We start from the raw sequence: 13,957 nt of genomic DNA on the forward strand, positions 1-13,957 counted from the left end.
CATGAGCATACTGAGCCGTGCGCCGCTCGGCCGGCGCGAGGACGCCCGCCATGAGAGCCGCGCGCCATCACCGGAGCGCCACCGCCGGAGCGTTTTCCTGGATATGGCGATCCTGGGACCAGCCGTACTCGCGGCCTTTCGCAAGCTTGATCCGCGCGCCCTCGTGAAGAACCCAGTGATGTTCGTGGTCGAGGTGGTGGCCGCACTGACCACTATTCTGTTCCTGCGCGACGTCGCCCTCGGCGGAGCCGATCTCGGCTTCTCCCTCCAGATCGTGCTCTGGCTCTGGTTCACGCTGCTCTTTGCCAATTTTGCCGAGGCGGTTGCCGAAGGGCGTGGCAAGGCGCAAGCCGATTCACTCCGCCGCACCCGCACCGACACCCAAGCGAAGCGGCTCGCCACGCCTGGCGGACGGGACTATGAGCTCGTTCCCGGCACAAGCCTGAAGGTTGGCGATATCGTGCTCGTCGAAGCCGGCGACATCATTCCCTCCGATGGCGAGGTGATCGAAGGCGTGGCCTCCGTCAATGAGGCGGCCATCACCGGCGAGTCGGCCCCGGTCATTCGGGAATCCGGCGGTGACCGCTCGGCCGTGACCGGCGGCACCGAGGTCCTTTCTGACTGGATCAAGGTGCGCATCACCGCCGCTGCCGGCTCGACCTTCCTCGACAAGATGATTGCCCTCGTCGAAGGCGCGGCCCGGCAGAAGACGCCCAATGAGATCGCGCTCAACATTCTGCTTGCCGGGATGACCATCATCTTCGTCTTCGCCACGGCCACGATCCCAAGCTTTGCTGCCTATGCCGGTGGGTCGGTCTCGATCATCGTCCTTGTGGCCCTGTTCGTGACCCTCATTCCGACGACCATCGGAGCTCTGCTGTCCGCGATTGGTATTGCCGGCATGGACCGCTTGGTCCGCTTCAACGTGCTCGCTATGTCGGGACGGGCGGTTGAGGCGGCCGGCGATATCGATACATTGCTGCTGGACAAGACCGGCACCATCACCCTCGGCAATCGTCAGGCAGCCGAATTCCGCCCGGTGCGCGGTGTGAGCGCCGAGGAACTGGCGGATGCGGCCCAGCTTGCCTCATTGGCGGACGAGACCCCGGAGGGCCGATCGATCGTTGTCCTGGCCAAGGAGAAATACGGCATACGCAGCCGGGACATGTCGAAGCTCAACGCGACCTTCATCCCATTCACCGCCCAAAGCCGGATGAGTGGTGTCGATGTCGACGGGAGCAGCATCCGAAAGGGCGCTATTGATGCCGTTCTCGGCCATGGGCAATCCGCACCCCCTGCGCCAAGCAGCAGGGGGTCTGGACAGGAGCTGGCGGTGTTTCCCGAAACGATACGCGAGCTGCAGATCATCGCTGAGGAGATCGCCAAGGCGGGCGGCACGCCGCTTGCGGTTGCTCGAGACCGCCGTCTGCTGGGCGTCGTCTATCTCAAGGACATCGTCAAAGGCGGCATTCGTGAGCGCTTCGCCGAGCTGCGGCGCATGGGCATCCGCACGGTCATGATCACCGGCGATAATCCCCTCACCGCGGCCGCCATTGCGGCAGAAGCAGGCGTTGACGACTTTCTGGCCCAGGCGACCCCTGAGGCCAAGCTCAAGCTCATTCGCGACGAACAGGCCAAGGGCAAGCTCGTCGCCATGTGCGGCGACGGCACCAATGATGCCCCCGCACTGGCCCAGGCCGACGTGGGCGTTGCCATGAACACCGGCACGGTCGCCGCGCGCGAGGCGGGCAACATGGTGGATCTCGATTCCGACCCCACCAAGCTCATCGAGATCGTGGAGATCGGCAAGGGCCTGCTCATGACCCGTGGTTCGCTCACCACCTTCTCCATTGCTAATGATGTGGCGAAATATTTCGCCATCATCCCGGCCATGTTCTTGGCCATCTACCCGCAGCTTCAAGTGCTCAATGTGATGGGCTTGGCAAGTCCCCAGAGCGCCATTCTCTCGGCGATCATCTTCAATGCCTTGATTATCATCGCGCTGATCCCGTTGGCGCTCAAAGGCGTGCGCTTCCGTCCCATCGGGGCCGCGGCGCTGCTCCGCCGCAATCTGCTGATCTACGGGCTCGGCGGGATCATCGTTCCCTTCATCGGCATCAAGGCCATCGACCTTCTGATTGCCCATCTTCATCTTGTGTGAGGAGCACCATGCTCAGAGAGCTTCGACCGGCCATCATCGTGCTGCTGGTTCTCACCGCCATCACCGGCCTTGCCTATCCCTTGGGGATCACCGGGATGGCCCAAGCGCTGCTGCCCTGGCAAGCGAATGGCAGCCTGATCGAGCGCGATGGAAAGGTGATCGGCTCCGCCTTGATTGGGCAGCAATTTACTGAGGATCGCTATTTTCACGGCCGGCCCTCGGCAACCACCGGAGCCGACCCGAACGACCCCTCGAAGACGATCGCCCAGCCCTATAATGCCGCGAACTCCATGGGCTCCAACTTGGGACCCACCAATGGCATCCTCGTTGCTCGGGTCGGGGAGGATGTCGCTCGGCTGAAGCACGAAAATCCGGCTGCTCCCATCCCGGTTGACCTTGTGACGACCTCCGGAAGCGGCCTTGATCCGGATATATCGCCCGAGGCGGCCCTCTTCCAAGTGCCGCGCATAGCCAAGGCTCGCGCATTGCCGGAAGAGGTGATCCGTAGGCTGGTCGAGGACCATGTTGAGGCTCGCGCATTGGGCGTTCTGGGAGAACCGCATGTCAACGTCCTTGCCCTGAATATGGCTCTTGACCAGATGAGCAAGCGCTGATGGTTCTGGTCCATAGCCGCAAGCATCAGCGCATGTGAACGAACCCGCGTGATGTCCGAGGAACGACCAGAGGCGCTGAGACCATCACCGGAAGCCCTGCTCGAGGCGGCGACGCAAGAGGCGCGTGGCCGCCTCAAGATCTTTCTGGGGGCGGCACCCGGTGTGGGCAAGACCTATGAGATGCTTCTATCCGGCCGCGCGAAGCGCCGTGAGGGCGTGGATGTGGTCATCGGGGTGGTCGAGACCCATGGCCGCAAGGAGACGGAGGCGCTGACCAGAGGCTTCGAGATCATTCCGCGCCGGTCCATCGAATATAAGGGCCGGATGATCGATGAGATGGACCTGGACGCGATCCTGGCGCGGCGGCCACAGCTTGTGCTCGTCGATGAGCTTGCTCACACCAACGGCCCGGAAAGCCGCCACCCCAAGCGCTATATGGATGTGGAGGACCTGCTCGCCGCAGGGATCGACGTCTACACGACCGTCAATATCCAGCACGTGGAGAGCCTCAACGATATCGTCGCGCAGATCACGCGCATCCGCGTGCGCGAGACGGTCCCCGACGCAATTATCGACCGCGCCGACGACATCGAGATCATCGACATCACCCCCGGCGATCTCATACAGCGGCTGAAGGACGGCAAGGTCTATGTGCCCCAGACGGCGCGGCGGGCCGTAGCGAACTACTTCTCGCCTGGCAACCTCACGGCTCTGCGTGAGCTTGCGCTGCGGCGCACCGCCCAGCGGGTGGACGACCAATTGCTGAGGCACATGCAGGCCCATGCGATTCCCGGCCCTTGGGCTGCGGGTGAGCGGGTGCTGGTCTGCATCAGCGAAGACCCGCGCTGTGACGGGCTGGTCCGCTACGCGAAGCGCCTCGCCGATCGGCTGCGGGCGCCATGGACGGCCCTCTATGTCGAGAGCCAGCGCAGCCACCAGCTGACCGAGCAGGAGCGCGATCGCATTGCTGACATGCTGAGGCTTGCCGAGCATATGGGGGGCGAGGCGGTCACCATGCCCGGCAGCGGTCCTATTGCCGATGACATCCTGACATTTGCGCGCACAAACAATGTCAGTCATGTTCTCGTCGGCAAATCGACGCGCACATGGCTGTTCGAGTTGCTGCATGGCTCGGTCGTGCATGATCTCGTGCGGCGATCGGGACCCATAAGCGTCCACGTGATTGCGGGCCAGGATCAGTCGGCGGCGACGGCTTCTAGCACGTCTCCGAAAGATGCCGCGCAATTTGAGCTTTGGCCTTATCTCGGCAGTACCGGTCTTATCGCTCTGGCGGTGCTCGTGGGCTTCACGCTGCAAGTGGTGCTGGCCTTCCAGAACATCGCTCTGGTGTTTCTCACCGCTGTGCTCGTCGCGGCAATCCGTTTAGGGCTATGGCCGGCGCTCTATGCCTCTCTCGCCAGCATGCTGGCCTTCAATTTCTTCTTCATTCCACCGCTCTACGACTTCACGATTTCCGATCCGGAAAACGGTGTCGCTCTCTTTTTCTTTCTCGTGGTCGCCGTGATTGCGAGCAATCTTACCGCTCGCGTCCGCGCTCAGGCCATCACAGCCCGGCGAAGGGCCAAGACGACGGAGGATCTCTATCAGTTCTCGAAGAAGCTCGCCGGTGCCGGCACCTTGGATGACCTGCTCTGGGCAACCGCATATCAGATCGCTTCCATGATACAGGTCAGGGTGGTTATCCTGCTTCCGGATCATGGCACCCTTGAGGTCAAGGCCGGCTATCCCCCTGAGGACAGGCTCGATGAAGCCGATATCGCCGCGGCGCGATGGGCCTTTGAGAACGATCATCCCGCCGGGCGAGGGGCCGATACTTTGCCCGGGGCGCAGCGATTGTTTCTTCCCATGCGCACGGGCCGCGGGCCGGTAGCCGTGATAGGCATTGATCGTGATAAGGATGGCCCACTGCTGACGCCCGAGCAGCGCCGTCTGCTCGACGCCCTCGCGGATCAGGCGGCACTGGCGATCGAGCGGGTGAACCTGGTGGAGAACCTGGAAAGCGCCAAGTTCGCCGCTGAGACCGAGCGGCTGCGCTCAGCCCTTCTCACCTCGATCTCCCATGACCTGAAGACGCCGCTTGCCTCCATTCTCGGCGCGGCCGGAACCCTTCGCAATTTTGCCGCGGTCCTGCCGGACGAGACCAAGTCCGAGATGCTCTCCACCATCGAGGACGAGGCGGGCCGCCTCAACCGCTTCATCGCCAATCTGCTGGATATGACCAGGCTCGAGTCCGGGGCCATCATGCCCAATTCCAGCCCTCATGATCTCTCGGAAATCATCGGGTCTGCCCTGCACCGGGCCAACGGCATTCTGGGCCAGCATCGGCTGGAGCTTGATCTGCCCGCCGACCTCCCGATGGTCCAGCTCGATCCCGTGCTTTTCGAGCAGGTGCTGTTTAATCTGCTGGATAACGCCGCGAAATATGCAGCCGCCGGCACCGCCATCATGATCCGGAGCTGGGTCGAGCCTGAAGATCTCGTCCTTCAGGTCCTTGATGAGGGGCCAGGCTTGCCGCCCGATGAGGTTGCCCTCGTGTTTGACAAGTTCTACCGGGCCCAGAAGGGCGATCAGGTTCGGGCGGGCACCGGGCTTGGACTTGCGATCTGCCGTGGCTTCATAGAAGCCATGGGCGGCCAGATCGAGGCCGCGAACCGGGCAGATGGGACAGGCGCGGTCTTCACCATCCGGATGCCGCTGGCAAAGCAGCCCTCGCAGATCGTCGAGCCCGAATGAACCAACCCGTGAAAATCCTCCTTGTTGAGGACGAGCCGCCGATCCGCAAATTGCTGCGGGTTGGCCTTGGCACCCAGGGCTATCTCATTCACGAGGTGGCGGACGGCCGCGCAGCCATTGAGGCAATCGAGGCGCTCTTGCCGGATCTGATCATTCTCGATCTCGGCCTGCCCGATATCTCCGGCCAGGAGCTGTTGCAGCGCTGGCGCGCTGAGGGCGTGATCACCCCGATCGTGGTCCTCTCCAGCCGCACGGACGAGGCCCAGATCGTGCAGGCCCTCGATCTCGGTGCTGATGATTATGTGACCAAGCCATTTGGCATGAACGAGCTGATCGCGCGAATCCGCGTGGCGCTCCGCCACCGCTTGCACCAGCAGGGCGAAAAGGCGCTCTTCAAGACCGGAGAGCTGTCCGTCGATCTCGTGCGGCGCATCGTGAGGATCAGCGACGAGCCCATCAAGCTCTCGCCGAAAGAATATGATCTCCTGCGCGTCCTCATTCAGCACGCCGGCAAGGTTCTCACCCATCGTTTCTTGCTTGAGAAAGTCTGGGGTGCCGCGCACGACCCGCAATATCTCCGGGTCTATATCCGCCAGCTGCGGCAGAAGCTTGAGCGCAATCCTGAGCAGCCCGACTATATCCGCACCGAAACCGGGGTCGGATACCGGTTTCGCGAGCCTGACTGAGGCGGCCGGGAGCGACGGCCGGCAAAAGAGCAGCTCACTTGGTCCTTCTCGCAATGAGACGCTATGATTGCGGCAAATGTGCTGCGCTTTACCGAGGAGGAACGCAATGCCCGGCAAGACCTCGACGACCGCGACCAAGACCGCCAAGCAGCCTACGGCCCAGCAGGGCACTGCGAAAGCGGTCAAGCCGCGCAAGACGGTTGCCAACGATCCTGCGCTGGACGGCGCAACGAAGAGCAATGAGGGCGCAGCCTCTGCAACGCCGACCCTCCTTTCGGGCGGCAATCCTCAGATCGCCAAGGGCTATGGTGATGGCCCTGTACAGGCCTATATCGCGGCCATGCCGGGCTGGAAGAGCAATGTCGGGCGCCGCCTCGATGCACTCATCGAGCGCACCGTTCCCGGTGTGCGCAAGGCGGTCAAATGGAATTCGCCCCTATACGGAGCTGGAGACGAGGGTCAGGGCTGGTTCCTCAGCCTGCACTGCTTCGCGAAATATGTGAAAGTCGCCTTCTTTCGCGGCTCATCACTTGATCCGGTTCCACCAGTTGCGTCCAAACATAAGGACGTGCGTTACGTACATATCCACGAGAACGACCGGTTTGATGAGGCGCAGTTTACTGATTGGGTGACTCAGGCGAGCCGCCTGCCCGGCGAACGCATGTGAGCAGGATCGATTTGACGTCTGAAGACGCTTGGACAACCCTGGGCAAAGCAACAATCACCATGAATGCAAAAGCCAACTCCAACGAAACGGAGGCCGCAGCCTCTCCCTCGCAGCTGATCGACGCCAGGATCAAGGCGCTCGGCGATTGGCGTGGCGAGATGCTCGCCCGGATCCGGGCACTCGTCAAAGAGGCTTGTCCCGAAGTGGTCGAGGAGTGGAAGTGGAGGGGCGTTCCGGTCTGGTCTCATGCCGGCATCATCTGCACCGGTGAGACCTATAAGACTGCGGTGAAGATGACCTTCGCCAAGGGCGCCTCGCTGGAAGACCCCACAGGCCTCTTCAACGCCAGCCTTGATGGCAATGTGAGGCGGGCGATCGATTTCCACGAGGGCGACGAGATAGACGAGGATGCCTTGAAGGCGCTCATTCGCGCCGCGGCGGCGCTGAACACGTCGGCACGAAGCGCTCGCTCTCAGAAGAGAAAGAGCAGCCAAGGCGCATAGATCCTGGCTCTCAGACGGGACGTGAGGGCTATTTCCTGGTGAGAATGCCGTCATCCAGCGGCTCGTGACGATGCGGCTTGAGATCAAGCTTGGGCAACAGGAACAGCCACGTGACCAGCACGAAGGCGATCGTGAAGGTCGGAATACCCATGGGCGCGAGCGCGGTGTCGAACGCGGCCTGAACGATGACCGCGAAGACCGTGCCCAGCAGCGCGAACAACGCCACGCGCCAGGACGGCTTGAAGAAAACGCATCCGAGCGCGATCGCGGTGAGAACCGGACTGAAGCTGTAAAGCCCCGCATCAATGTTGGTGGGGCTTGCGCCCAAGCCGAGGGCAACCGCGACGCTCACGACCGAGCCTAGGATCGCAAATGCCGCAGCCCAGCCCGAGCTCACCAGCAGCGCCAGGATGAACAGGGCGCCCGTCACCAGATTGTTGATCAGAAAGACCTGCGAAATGCCCTTGATGCTGGCGCTCAGCAGAAAGCCGGCGGAAAGATCGAGGCTGGCGGCCATGTCGCCGATCGGCGCGGGCAGGCTCGGCGGCGCGAGGCCGCGGATCGACAGATGCCCGAAGGAATAGGCGGCAAGCACGGCAAGCCAGGTCGTCAGCACGAAGGGGAATGTGAGGGCGGGCACGCCCCACACCTTCATCACATGGCTGGTGGCGAGCATGACGATCGTTGAGATGGCCGCGCCGACGATCAGGAGAAGCCACGTCGCGGGGCTCATGGCGAGAAAACTTGGAATGGCAATGCCGACGAGAATACCATTGAAGCCGAACAGCCCCTGGCGAAGCGAGGTGTCGTCAGCCTCGAGAAGAATGGCCGTGAGCGTCGCCGCGATCAGTCCCACGATGCCGCCGATCGCAACGGTGAGATTGCCGGCGGCGATCGCTCCCCAGAAGATACCCACGATGAAGATGAGGCCGGTCAGCGGGTTGTTCTGGAGCATGACCTGGGAAGCCCCGCGCAAATGGATATCGAGCAGCCGCAAGACCCGGCTCCGCCCGATAATATCGTTCCACCAGTCCGCAAGTCCGGTCATGAACGGTCCTCCTTAGCCCCAAAGGAACTCTTCCGGCACCGGTACACCCTTCACTTGCTGTCGAACCAGAGACCAGAATGCACGGACCTTGGCCCGTACCAATTGCGTCTCCATGCCCAGCACCTTGTAGATGAGCCCCGCGTCCCCTGGCAGCCGGCTCACCCCCGCAGCCCATCCGGCCTTCTCATCGATCACCGGCTCGACCTGCGCGAAGAGAGACTCCGCATGCACCTTCGGCGTGAGCAGCAGAACATTGGCGAAGACGTCGAACTTGCCCATCACAGCCGGGTTGCGGATGTCAGATGTTTCCGGCTCGATGACGAATTTCTCCGCAAACAGGGCCGTTCCGTCGGGCCGTTCCGCATGCAGGGATGAGGAGAAGAGGTCATAGGCGAAGATCTCGCCTTCACCGTAATGCTTGCGCCCCGGCATCAAGATCTCGGAATAGAGCAACGTCGCATCGGGATCGATCATGATGCGCGTATGGCTGATGAACCGGGAGTGCCTGTGCGGGATCACAGGATAGGGCAGATATTCCAGGTAAGATCCGGCCGCGAGGGTAATGTCCTGGGTCTGCGCGGCGAAATTGGCGTCCATTTCATGGATCTTTGTCGCCGCTTGCGTCGTAACATGTGCCTCAGCACCCTCTGCGAGATCGATTTCGATCGCGTAGCGGTCGCCTTGCAGAATGCCGCCGGCATTGCTGATGATGGAGACGCAAGGCAGCTTCGGCATCTCCTCATCCCAATAGAGCGCCTGCTGGACGAGCAGGGGCGCGCGGCGATGGAGTTCGAGCAGCGCCGTCCGCCCGCCACGACGCCTGAAGCCGAGCCGAAGGAAAGCGTCTTTTCCAAGCCCGCCGCTCGGCAATTGCTTGGGCTCGTCCCGATAGCGGGAGAGCTCTGGGGCGCTGGCCAGCAGCACGGGGCTATTCCGCTGGCACGGCGAGATCGAACAGCACATTTTCCCGGATCAGACGCACGAGTTCCGGAATGCCTTCCCCGGTCTTGCAATTGGTGAAGATGAACGGCTTCTTGTCGCGCATCATCCGCGAGTCGCGATCCATGACCTCGAGGCTCGCGCCCACATGCGGTGCCAGATCGGTCTTGTTGATGACCAGGATATCCGATTGCGTGATGCCGGGACCGTTCTTGCGCGGAATCTTGTCGCCCGCCGCCACATCGATGACATAGATGAAGAAGTCGATCAGCGCCGGGCTGAATGTCAGCGTGAGATTGTCTCCACCGCTCTCGATCAGCACGAGATCCGTGTCTGGGAAGCGGGCTTCCATTTCCTCGACGGCCGCGAGATTCATGCTCGGGTCCTCGCGCACCGCGGTATGCGGGCACCCGCCGGTTTCTACGCCGATGATGCGGTCCTCGATCAGGATGCCCTTCAGCGTGCGCTGCACATGTTTGGCATCCTCCGTCGTCACGATGTCATTCGTGACCACCAGGATTTTCAGCCCCATCTTGATGAGCAGGGGCGTGATCGCTTCAACGATCGCGGTCTTGCCGGAACCGACTGGGCCCCCAACGCCGATGCGTGTGATATTTTTCATTGTGTCTGCCCTCAGTTCATGAACATGCGGACATGCGCCTTCACGTGCACGGCCGCCAAAATGTCGGTGACAGGCGAGAAATTCCTCATATCCGAGAGTGTGCCCCCGCGGACCTGCTCGTAGAGGTCCTCGACGGTCCCGTTGACCTCCAGCAGGATCGCCTGGGTTTCGAGGAACGAGATGCGCATCAACCGTAACGCGGCGCCGAGCATCATCGCTGCAACCCCATATTGATGCATGGCAAAGGCCTGGCTCGCCTCGATCCCGAGATCGCTGGTGACGATGGCGAGGCCGACCGGGAAGGTGCCGGGCGTGGTTCCGGACCTCACCCTTGCCATCCAGTCTGCAAGCAATGGCGTCTTCGCCACATGTTCTCCAAGCTCGCCGAGCTTGCGGCCCATGCGGACGGTCATCAGCCTCATCTCCTCACCCAGCCTGCGCTGGTAGGACGCCTCATCAGCGGCAATGATCGTGCAGAGATCCGACATTCGCGCTGCCTGGTGGGCGACCAGAAGGGCAATACCGTCAAGCGTTGCCGCCTGCTTCGTCGCGCTGAGCACCATCGCCTTCAGCGTTTCCGCGTCATGCACGATGCCTTGCTGGATCGCCGACTCAAGACCGTTCGAGAAGGAGAAGGCTCCGACCGGCAAGGCTGAGTCTGCGAACTGGACGAGGCGAAGGATTTTGGCGAGATCATCCATCGCAGCGATGATCAGCTGTGGCTATGGGCATGCCCATGCGCGTGATCGCCATGGGAATGAACCGAGGCCATCTCCGCTCCGCCGAACAGCCGGCGGGCCTCATGGGGCGCGAGATAGGGAATGACCTCGGAGCCCGGCACGAACTCGTAAGAGACGGCCGGAAAGTCATGGGTCCGCATGACCGAGCTCATCACCATCTCATCGAGCGTCAGCGGCACGAAGACCTTCTTGCCTTTGACCACCGCTGGCCAGTGTTGATTGCCAAGCGCATGCCCGAGCTCGACGCAGGTCCGCAGCATCAGCTCCGGCTTCTGGTCCATCACGCGGCTGAGGTCGATCACCATCACCTTCTTGAGCTCGGTCTTGACCACCACGGCATGCTCGCTGGATCCGTCCCAGACGAGAACGTCTCCATCATGGAGATGCGTGTTGCGGCGCAGGGCAACAGCCAGTTCGATGCCACCGGAGGTTTGCCTGCGGAAGCGGTTCTTCTGCGCTTCCCATTGATCGAGCACCAGCCAATCGATCTGAGCCGAGCTCAACCTTTCCTTCCAGACCGGTTCCCGCGAATTGCCAAGGACAGAGTCGATCAGGATCATCTCGAACCTTTCAGCTGAAAAAATACAGTTGGTTGAGCGCGATCGTCTTCGGCGGCGTCACCGTCGCATGCACGCCATCGACCGTGACCGCGAAGGTCTGCGGATTGACGTCGATCTTTGGCAGATAGCTGTTGAGCACCATGTGCTCCTTGCCGAGCACCCGTGTGTTCTGGACCGGCATGACCATCCGCTGGAGCTCGTATTTCTCTTTGACGCCGAGGTCATAGGCGGCCTGTGAAACAAAGCTGATGCAGGTCTTTGGCAAGGCAGTGCCGAAGGCGCCGAACATCGGCCGGTGATACATGGGCTGTGGCGTCGGCAGTGAGGCATTGGGATCACCCATATTCGCCCACACGATCATGCCGCCCTTGATCACCATCTTCGGCTTTGCCGCAAAGAAGGCGGGCGACCACAGCACCAGATCGGCGACCTTGCCGGTCTCTATCGAGCCGATCGCGTGGGCAAGCCCGGCCGTGATCGCCGGATTGATGGTGACCTTTGCGAGATAGCGGAGCACCCGGAAATTATCGTTGCCCGGCGCATCCTCCGGGAGCTTGCCGCGCGCCCGCTTCATGGCATCTGCAGTCTGGAAAGCTCTCAGGAAATTCTCGCCAATTCGCCCCATGGCCTGCGAGTCGCTGCCGATGATCGAGATCGCCCCCATGTCATGGAGGACGCTTTCAGCAACGATGGTCTCGCCACGCACGCGGCTCTCCGCAAAGGCCACATCCGAGGGGATCTTCGGATTGAGGTTATGGCAGACCATGATCATGTCGAACAACTCGGCCACCGAATTGACCCCCGCCGGCAACGTCGGATTGGTCGAGCTCGGCAAAACGTTGCGCTGGCCCACCACCTTGAGCAGATCCGGCGCATGGCCGCCGCCGGCGCCCTCGCTGTGGAATGTGTGGATGGTCCGCCCGTCAAAGGCAGCGATCGTATCCTCCACATAGCCCGCCTCGTTCAGCGTGTCCGTGTGAATGGCGACCGAAACGTCATAATCATCGGCAATGGTGAGACACGACCGGATGTTGGAAGGGGTGGTCCCGTAATCCTCGTGCACCTTGAACCCGGCAGCGCCCGACTCCAGCTGCTCCACCAGCGGCGCCGTTCCCGTCGAATTGCCCTTGCCGCAAAAACCGATATTGATCGGCAGGCCTTCGATGGCCCGCAGCATCATCTCCATGTTCCAGGGGCCATTGACTGAAGTCACCCCATTGGTGCCGTCAGCCGGGCCGATACCACCGCCCCAGAGCGTGGTGATGCCGTTGCTGAGCGCCACATAGGTCTGTTGCGGGGCGATGAAATGGACATGGGTGTCCATGCCGCCCGCGGTCAGAATGAGATGTTCGCCGGATATGGCATCGGTGGCGCCACCTGTCACAAGTCCGGGCGTAACCCCGTCCATGGTGCTCGGATTGCCGGCCTTGCCAATGCCCGCGATCACGCCGTTCCGTATGCCGACATCGGCCTTCACCACACCGATCGTCGGATCGAGGATCGTCACATTGGTGATGACGAGATCGAGGCAGCCGGCCTCCTGCGTGAGCAGGCTGTCGGACCCCATTCCATCGCGCAGTGTCTTGCCGCCGCCATACTGCAGCTCATCGCCATAGACCGCGCGCAGGTCCTTCTCGATTTCAACGTAAAGATCGGTGTCACCCAGTCGGATCTTGTCGCCAACCGTTGGGCCATAAAGGTCGGCATATTGGCGGCGGGATATCTGTGTCATTGGCTCATTGTCCTGACGTTTTCGGCGCGGGCGATCCAAGCATGTGCGGTAATCTCACGGCGTGGACTTAAATCCTCGCTCCCGCGCCCGCCGCATGGCGGCTTCGAAATTCGGTCGATAGCCGGGGTTGGGGCCTTCGCCGGTCCAGCCATCCACGAGATTGTTGAATCCATAGGTGAACCGCTTGCCGCCAAACGGCACCAGAGTCACATCCTTCTCGTCCCCCGGCTCGAAACGGATCGCCGTGCAGGCGGGAATATCGAGCCGCATCCCGAATGCCTTGGCGCGATCGAAAGAAAGGTAGCGGTTCACTTCCATGAAGTGGAAATGTGAGCCGACCTGAATGGGCCGATCGCCCGTATTGCGCACCTTCAGGACCACCCGTGGTCGCCCGGCATTGAGCTCGATGGGCTCGGCGCCAAGCACATAGCCGCCGACCGGCACGCGGCCCGCATCCTGTGCGGTATGCTCTGTCGCGGCCGCTTGCGGCTTTACGTCGGTCTTTGCGTCTGGCGATGGGTTTTCTGTTTTCGGTGTTTCGGTCATCGCTCCCGTGCTCCTATTGGATCGGCTGGTGCAGCGTCACAAGCCGGCTGCCGTCGGTGAATACGGCTTCGACCTGGATCATCGGGATGAGATCGGGCACGCCCGGCATCACGTCATCGCTCGTCAGCACACTGCGCGCGCCCTTCATGACATCCTCGACGGTTCGGCCTTCGCGCGCGCCGTCCAGCACATAGGCCGACAATATTGCGACCGATTCAGGATGATTGAGCTTGATCCCTTTGGCCTTTCGCTTCAGTGCGATCTCGGCCAGTGAGTAGATGATAAGCTTATCGAACTCTCTCGGAGTAAGATCCACGGCAAAGCTCCTCGAGGATTATTTGACGAGTGGCGAATAAGCTTGCATTACGAGCGAAGCAGCGCGCGA

General features: G+C 61.8%; 14 protein-coding genes. 6 read left to right on the forward strand and 8 right to left on the reverse strand.

Annotated elements, in window-relative coordinates; genetic code table 11:
- Positions 1-103: 103 nt before the first annotated feature.
- From kdpB to RCF49_RS19095, 6 genes are all read left to right on the forward strand, one after another.
- Positions 104-2,161, forward strand: coding sequence for a potassium-transporting ATPase subunit KdpB (gene kdpB / locus RCF49_RS19070; protein ID WP_432807416.1), 2,058 nt, complete (start codon positions 104-106; stop codon positions 2,159-2,161).
- 8 nt (positions 2,162-2,169) lie between these two features.
- Positions 2,170-2,775, forward strand: a complete 606-nt coding sequence (locus tag RCF49_RS19075; protein ID WP_342641370.1) for a K(+)-transporting ATPase subunit C — start codon at positions 2,170-2,172, stop codon at positions 2,773-2,775.
- A 51-nt stretch (positions 2,776-2,826) separates the two neighbouring features.
- Positions 2,827-5,529 (forward strand): sensor histidine kinase KdpD, encoded by a 2,703-nt coding sequence (locus tag RCF49_RS19080; protein ID WP_342641371.1) that lies wholly within the window; start codon positions 2,827-2,829, stop codon positions 5,527-5,529.
- Positions 5,526-6,215, forward strand: a complete 690-nt coding sequence (locus tag RCF49_RS19085; RefSeq protein ID WP_342641372.1) for a response regulator transcription factor — start codon at positions 5,526-5,528, stop codon at positions 6,213-6,215. The genes RCF49_RS19080 and RCF49_RS19085 overlap by 4 nt, the downstream gene beginning before the upstream one ends.
- Positions 6,216-6,321: 106 nt before the next feature.
- A complete protein-coding gene (locus RCF49_RS19090; RefSeq protein ID WP_342641373.1) occupies positions 6,322-6,882 on the forward strand; it encodes a DUF1801 domain-containing protein in 561 nt (186 codons plus the stop codon).
- Positions 6,883-6,920: 38 nt separating this feature from the next.
- Positions 6,921-7,385, forward strand: a complete 465-nt coding sequence (locus RCF49_RS19095; RefSeq protein WP_342644241.1) for a DUF1801 domain-containing protein — start codon at positions 6,921-6,923, stop codon at positions 7,383-7,385.
- A 28-nt stretch (positions 7,386-7,413) separates the two neighbouring features.
- Here the strand turns inward: RCF49_RS19095 and yut are convergent, their stop codons facing one another.
- Genes yut through RCF49_RS19135 form a run of 8 tightly spaced genes read right to left on the reverse strand, consistent with a single transcriptional unit; the run spans position 7,414 to position 13,888 of the window.
- The gene (gene yut, locus RCF49_RS19100; RefSeq protein ID WP_342641374.1) at positions 7,414-8,433 is read right to left on the reverse strand and encodes an urea transporter; all 1,020 of its coding nucleotides are present in this window, start codon (positions 8,431-8,433) and stop codon (positions 7,414-7,416) included.
- A gap of 12 nt (positions 8,434-8,445) precedes the next feature.
- Complete coding sequence (locus RCF49_RS19105) at positions 8,446-9,354, reverse strand: urease accessory protein UreD (protein WP_342644242.1); 909 nt, start codon at positions 9,352-9,354, stop codon at positions 8,446-8,448.
- Between the two features lie 7 nt (positions 9,355-9,361).
- Positions 9,362-9,994 (reverse strand): urease accessory protein UreG, encoded by a 633-nt coding sequence (ureG, locus tag RCF49_RS19110; protein ID WP_342641375.1) that lies wholly within the window; start codon positions 9,992-9,994, stop codon positions 9,362-9,364.
- A gap of 11 nt (positions 9,995-10,005) precedes the next feature.
- Positions 10,006-10,695, reverse strand: coding sequence for an urease accessory protein UreF (locus RCF49_RS19115; RefSeq protein ID WP_342641376.1), 690 nt, complete (start codon positions 10,693-10,695; stop codon positions 10,006-10,008).
- A gap of 11 nt (positions 10,696-10,706) precedes the next feature.
- Entirely contained in the window at positions 10,707-11,294 is a 588-nt protein-coding gene (gene ureE / locus RCF49_RS19120) for an urease accessory protein UreE (protein ID WP_342641377.1), read from the reverse strand.
- Between the two features lie 10 nt (positions 11,295-11,304).
- Positions 11,305-13,026, reverse strand: coding sequence for an urease subunit alpha (locus tag RCF49_RS19125; protein ID WP_342641378.1), 1,722 nt, complete (start codon positions 13,024-13,026; stop codon positions 11,305-11,307).
- A 54-nt stretch (positions 13,027-13,080) separates the two neighbouring features.
- Complete coding sequence (locus tag RCF49_RS19130; protein WP_342641379.1) at positions 13,081-13,572, reverse strand: urease subunit beta; 492 nt, start codon at positions 13,570-13,572, stop codon at positions 13,081-13,083.
- A 13-nt stretch (positions 13,573-13,585) separates the two neighbouring features.
- Complete coding sequence (locus RCF49_RS19135; protein WP_342641380.1) at positions 13,586-13,888, reverse strand: urease subunit gamma; 303 nt, start codon at positions 13,886-13,888, stop codon at positions 13,586-13,588.
- Positions 13,889-13,957 lie beyond the last annotated feature (69 nt).

It is taken from the genome of Rhodoligotrophos sp. CJ14, assembly GCF_038811545.1.
Classification (GTDB): Bacteria; Pseudomonadota; Alphaproteobacteria; order Rhizobiales; family Im1; genus Rhodoligotrophos; species Rhodoligotrophos ferricapiens.

Coding starts and splice junctions, on each gene's coding strand:
- kdpB (WP_432807416.1), top strand. CDS start 104: ATGGCGATCCTGGGACCAGCCGTACTCGCGGCCTTTCGCAAGCTTGAT.
- RCF49_RS19075 (WP_342641370.1), top strand. CDS start 2,170: ATGCTCAGAGAGCTTCGACCGGCCATCATCGTGCTGCTGGTTCTCACC.
- RCF49_RS19080 (WP_342641371.1), top strand. CDS start 2,827: ATGTCCGAGGAACGACCAGAGGCGCTGAGACCATCACCGGAAGCCCTG.
- RCF49_RS19085 (WP_342641372.1), top strand. CDS start 5,526: ATGAACCAACCCGTGAAAATCCTCCTTGTTGAGGACGAGCCGCCGATC.
- RCF49_RS19090 (WP_342641373.1), top strand. CDS start 6,322: ATGCCCGGCAAGACCTCGACGACCGCGACCAAGACCGCCAAGCAGCCT.
- yut (WP_342641374.1), bottom strand. CDS start 8,433: ATGACCGGACTTGCGGACTGGTGGAACGATATTATCGGGCGGAGCCGG.
- ureG (WP_342641375.1), bottom strand. CDS start 9,994: ATGAAAAATATCACACGCATCGGCGTTGGGGGCCCAGTCGGTTCCGGC.
- RCF49_RS19115 (WP_342641376.1), bottom strand. CDS start 10,695: ATGGATGATCTCGCCAAAATCCTTCGCCTCGTCCAGTTCGCAGACTCA.
- ureE (WP_342641377.1), bottom strand. CDS start 11,294: ATGATCCTGATCGACTCTGTCCTTGGCAATTCGCGGGAACCGGTCTGG.
- RCF49_RS19125 (WP_342641378.1), bottom strand. CDS start 13,026: ATGACACAGATATCCCGCCGCCAATATGCCGACCTTTATGGCCCAACG.
- RCF49_RS19130 (WP_342641379.1), bottom strand. CDS start 13,572: ATGACCGAAACACCGAAAACAGAAAACCCATCGCCAGACGCAAAGACC.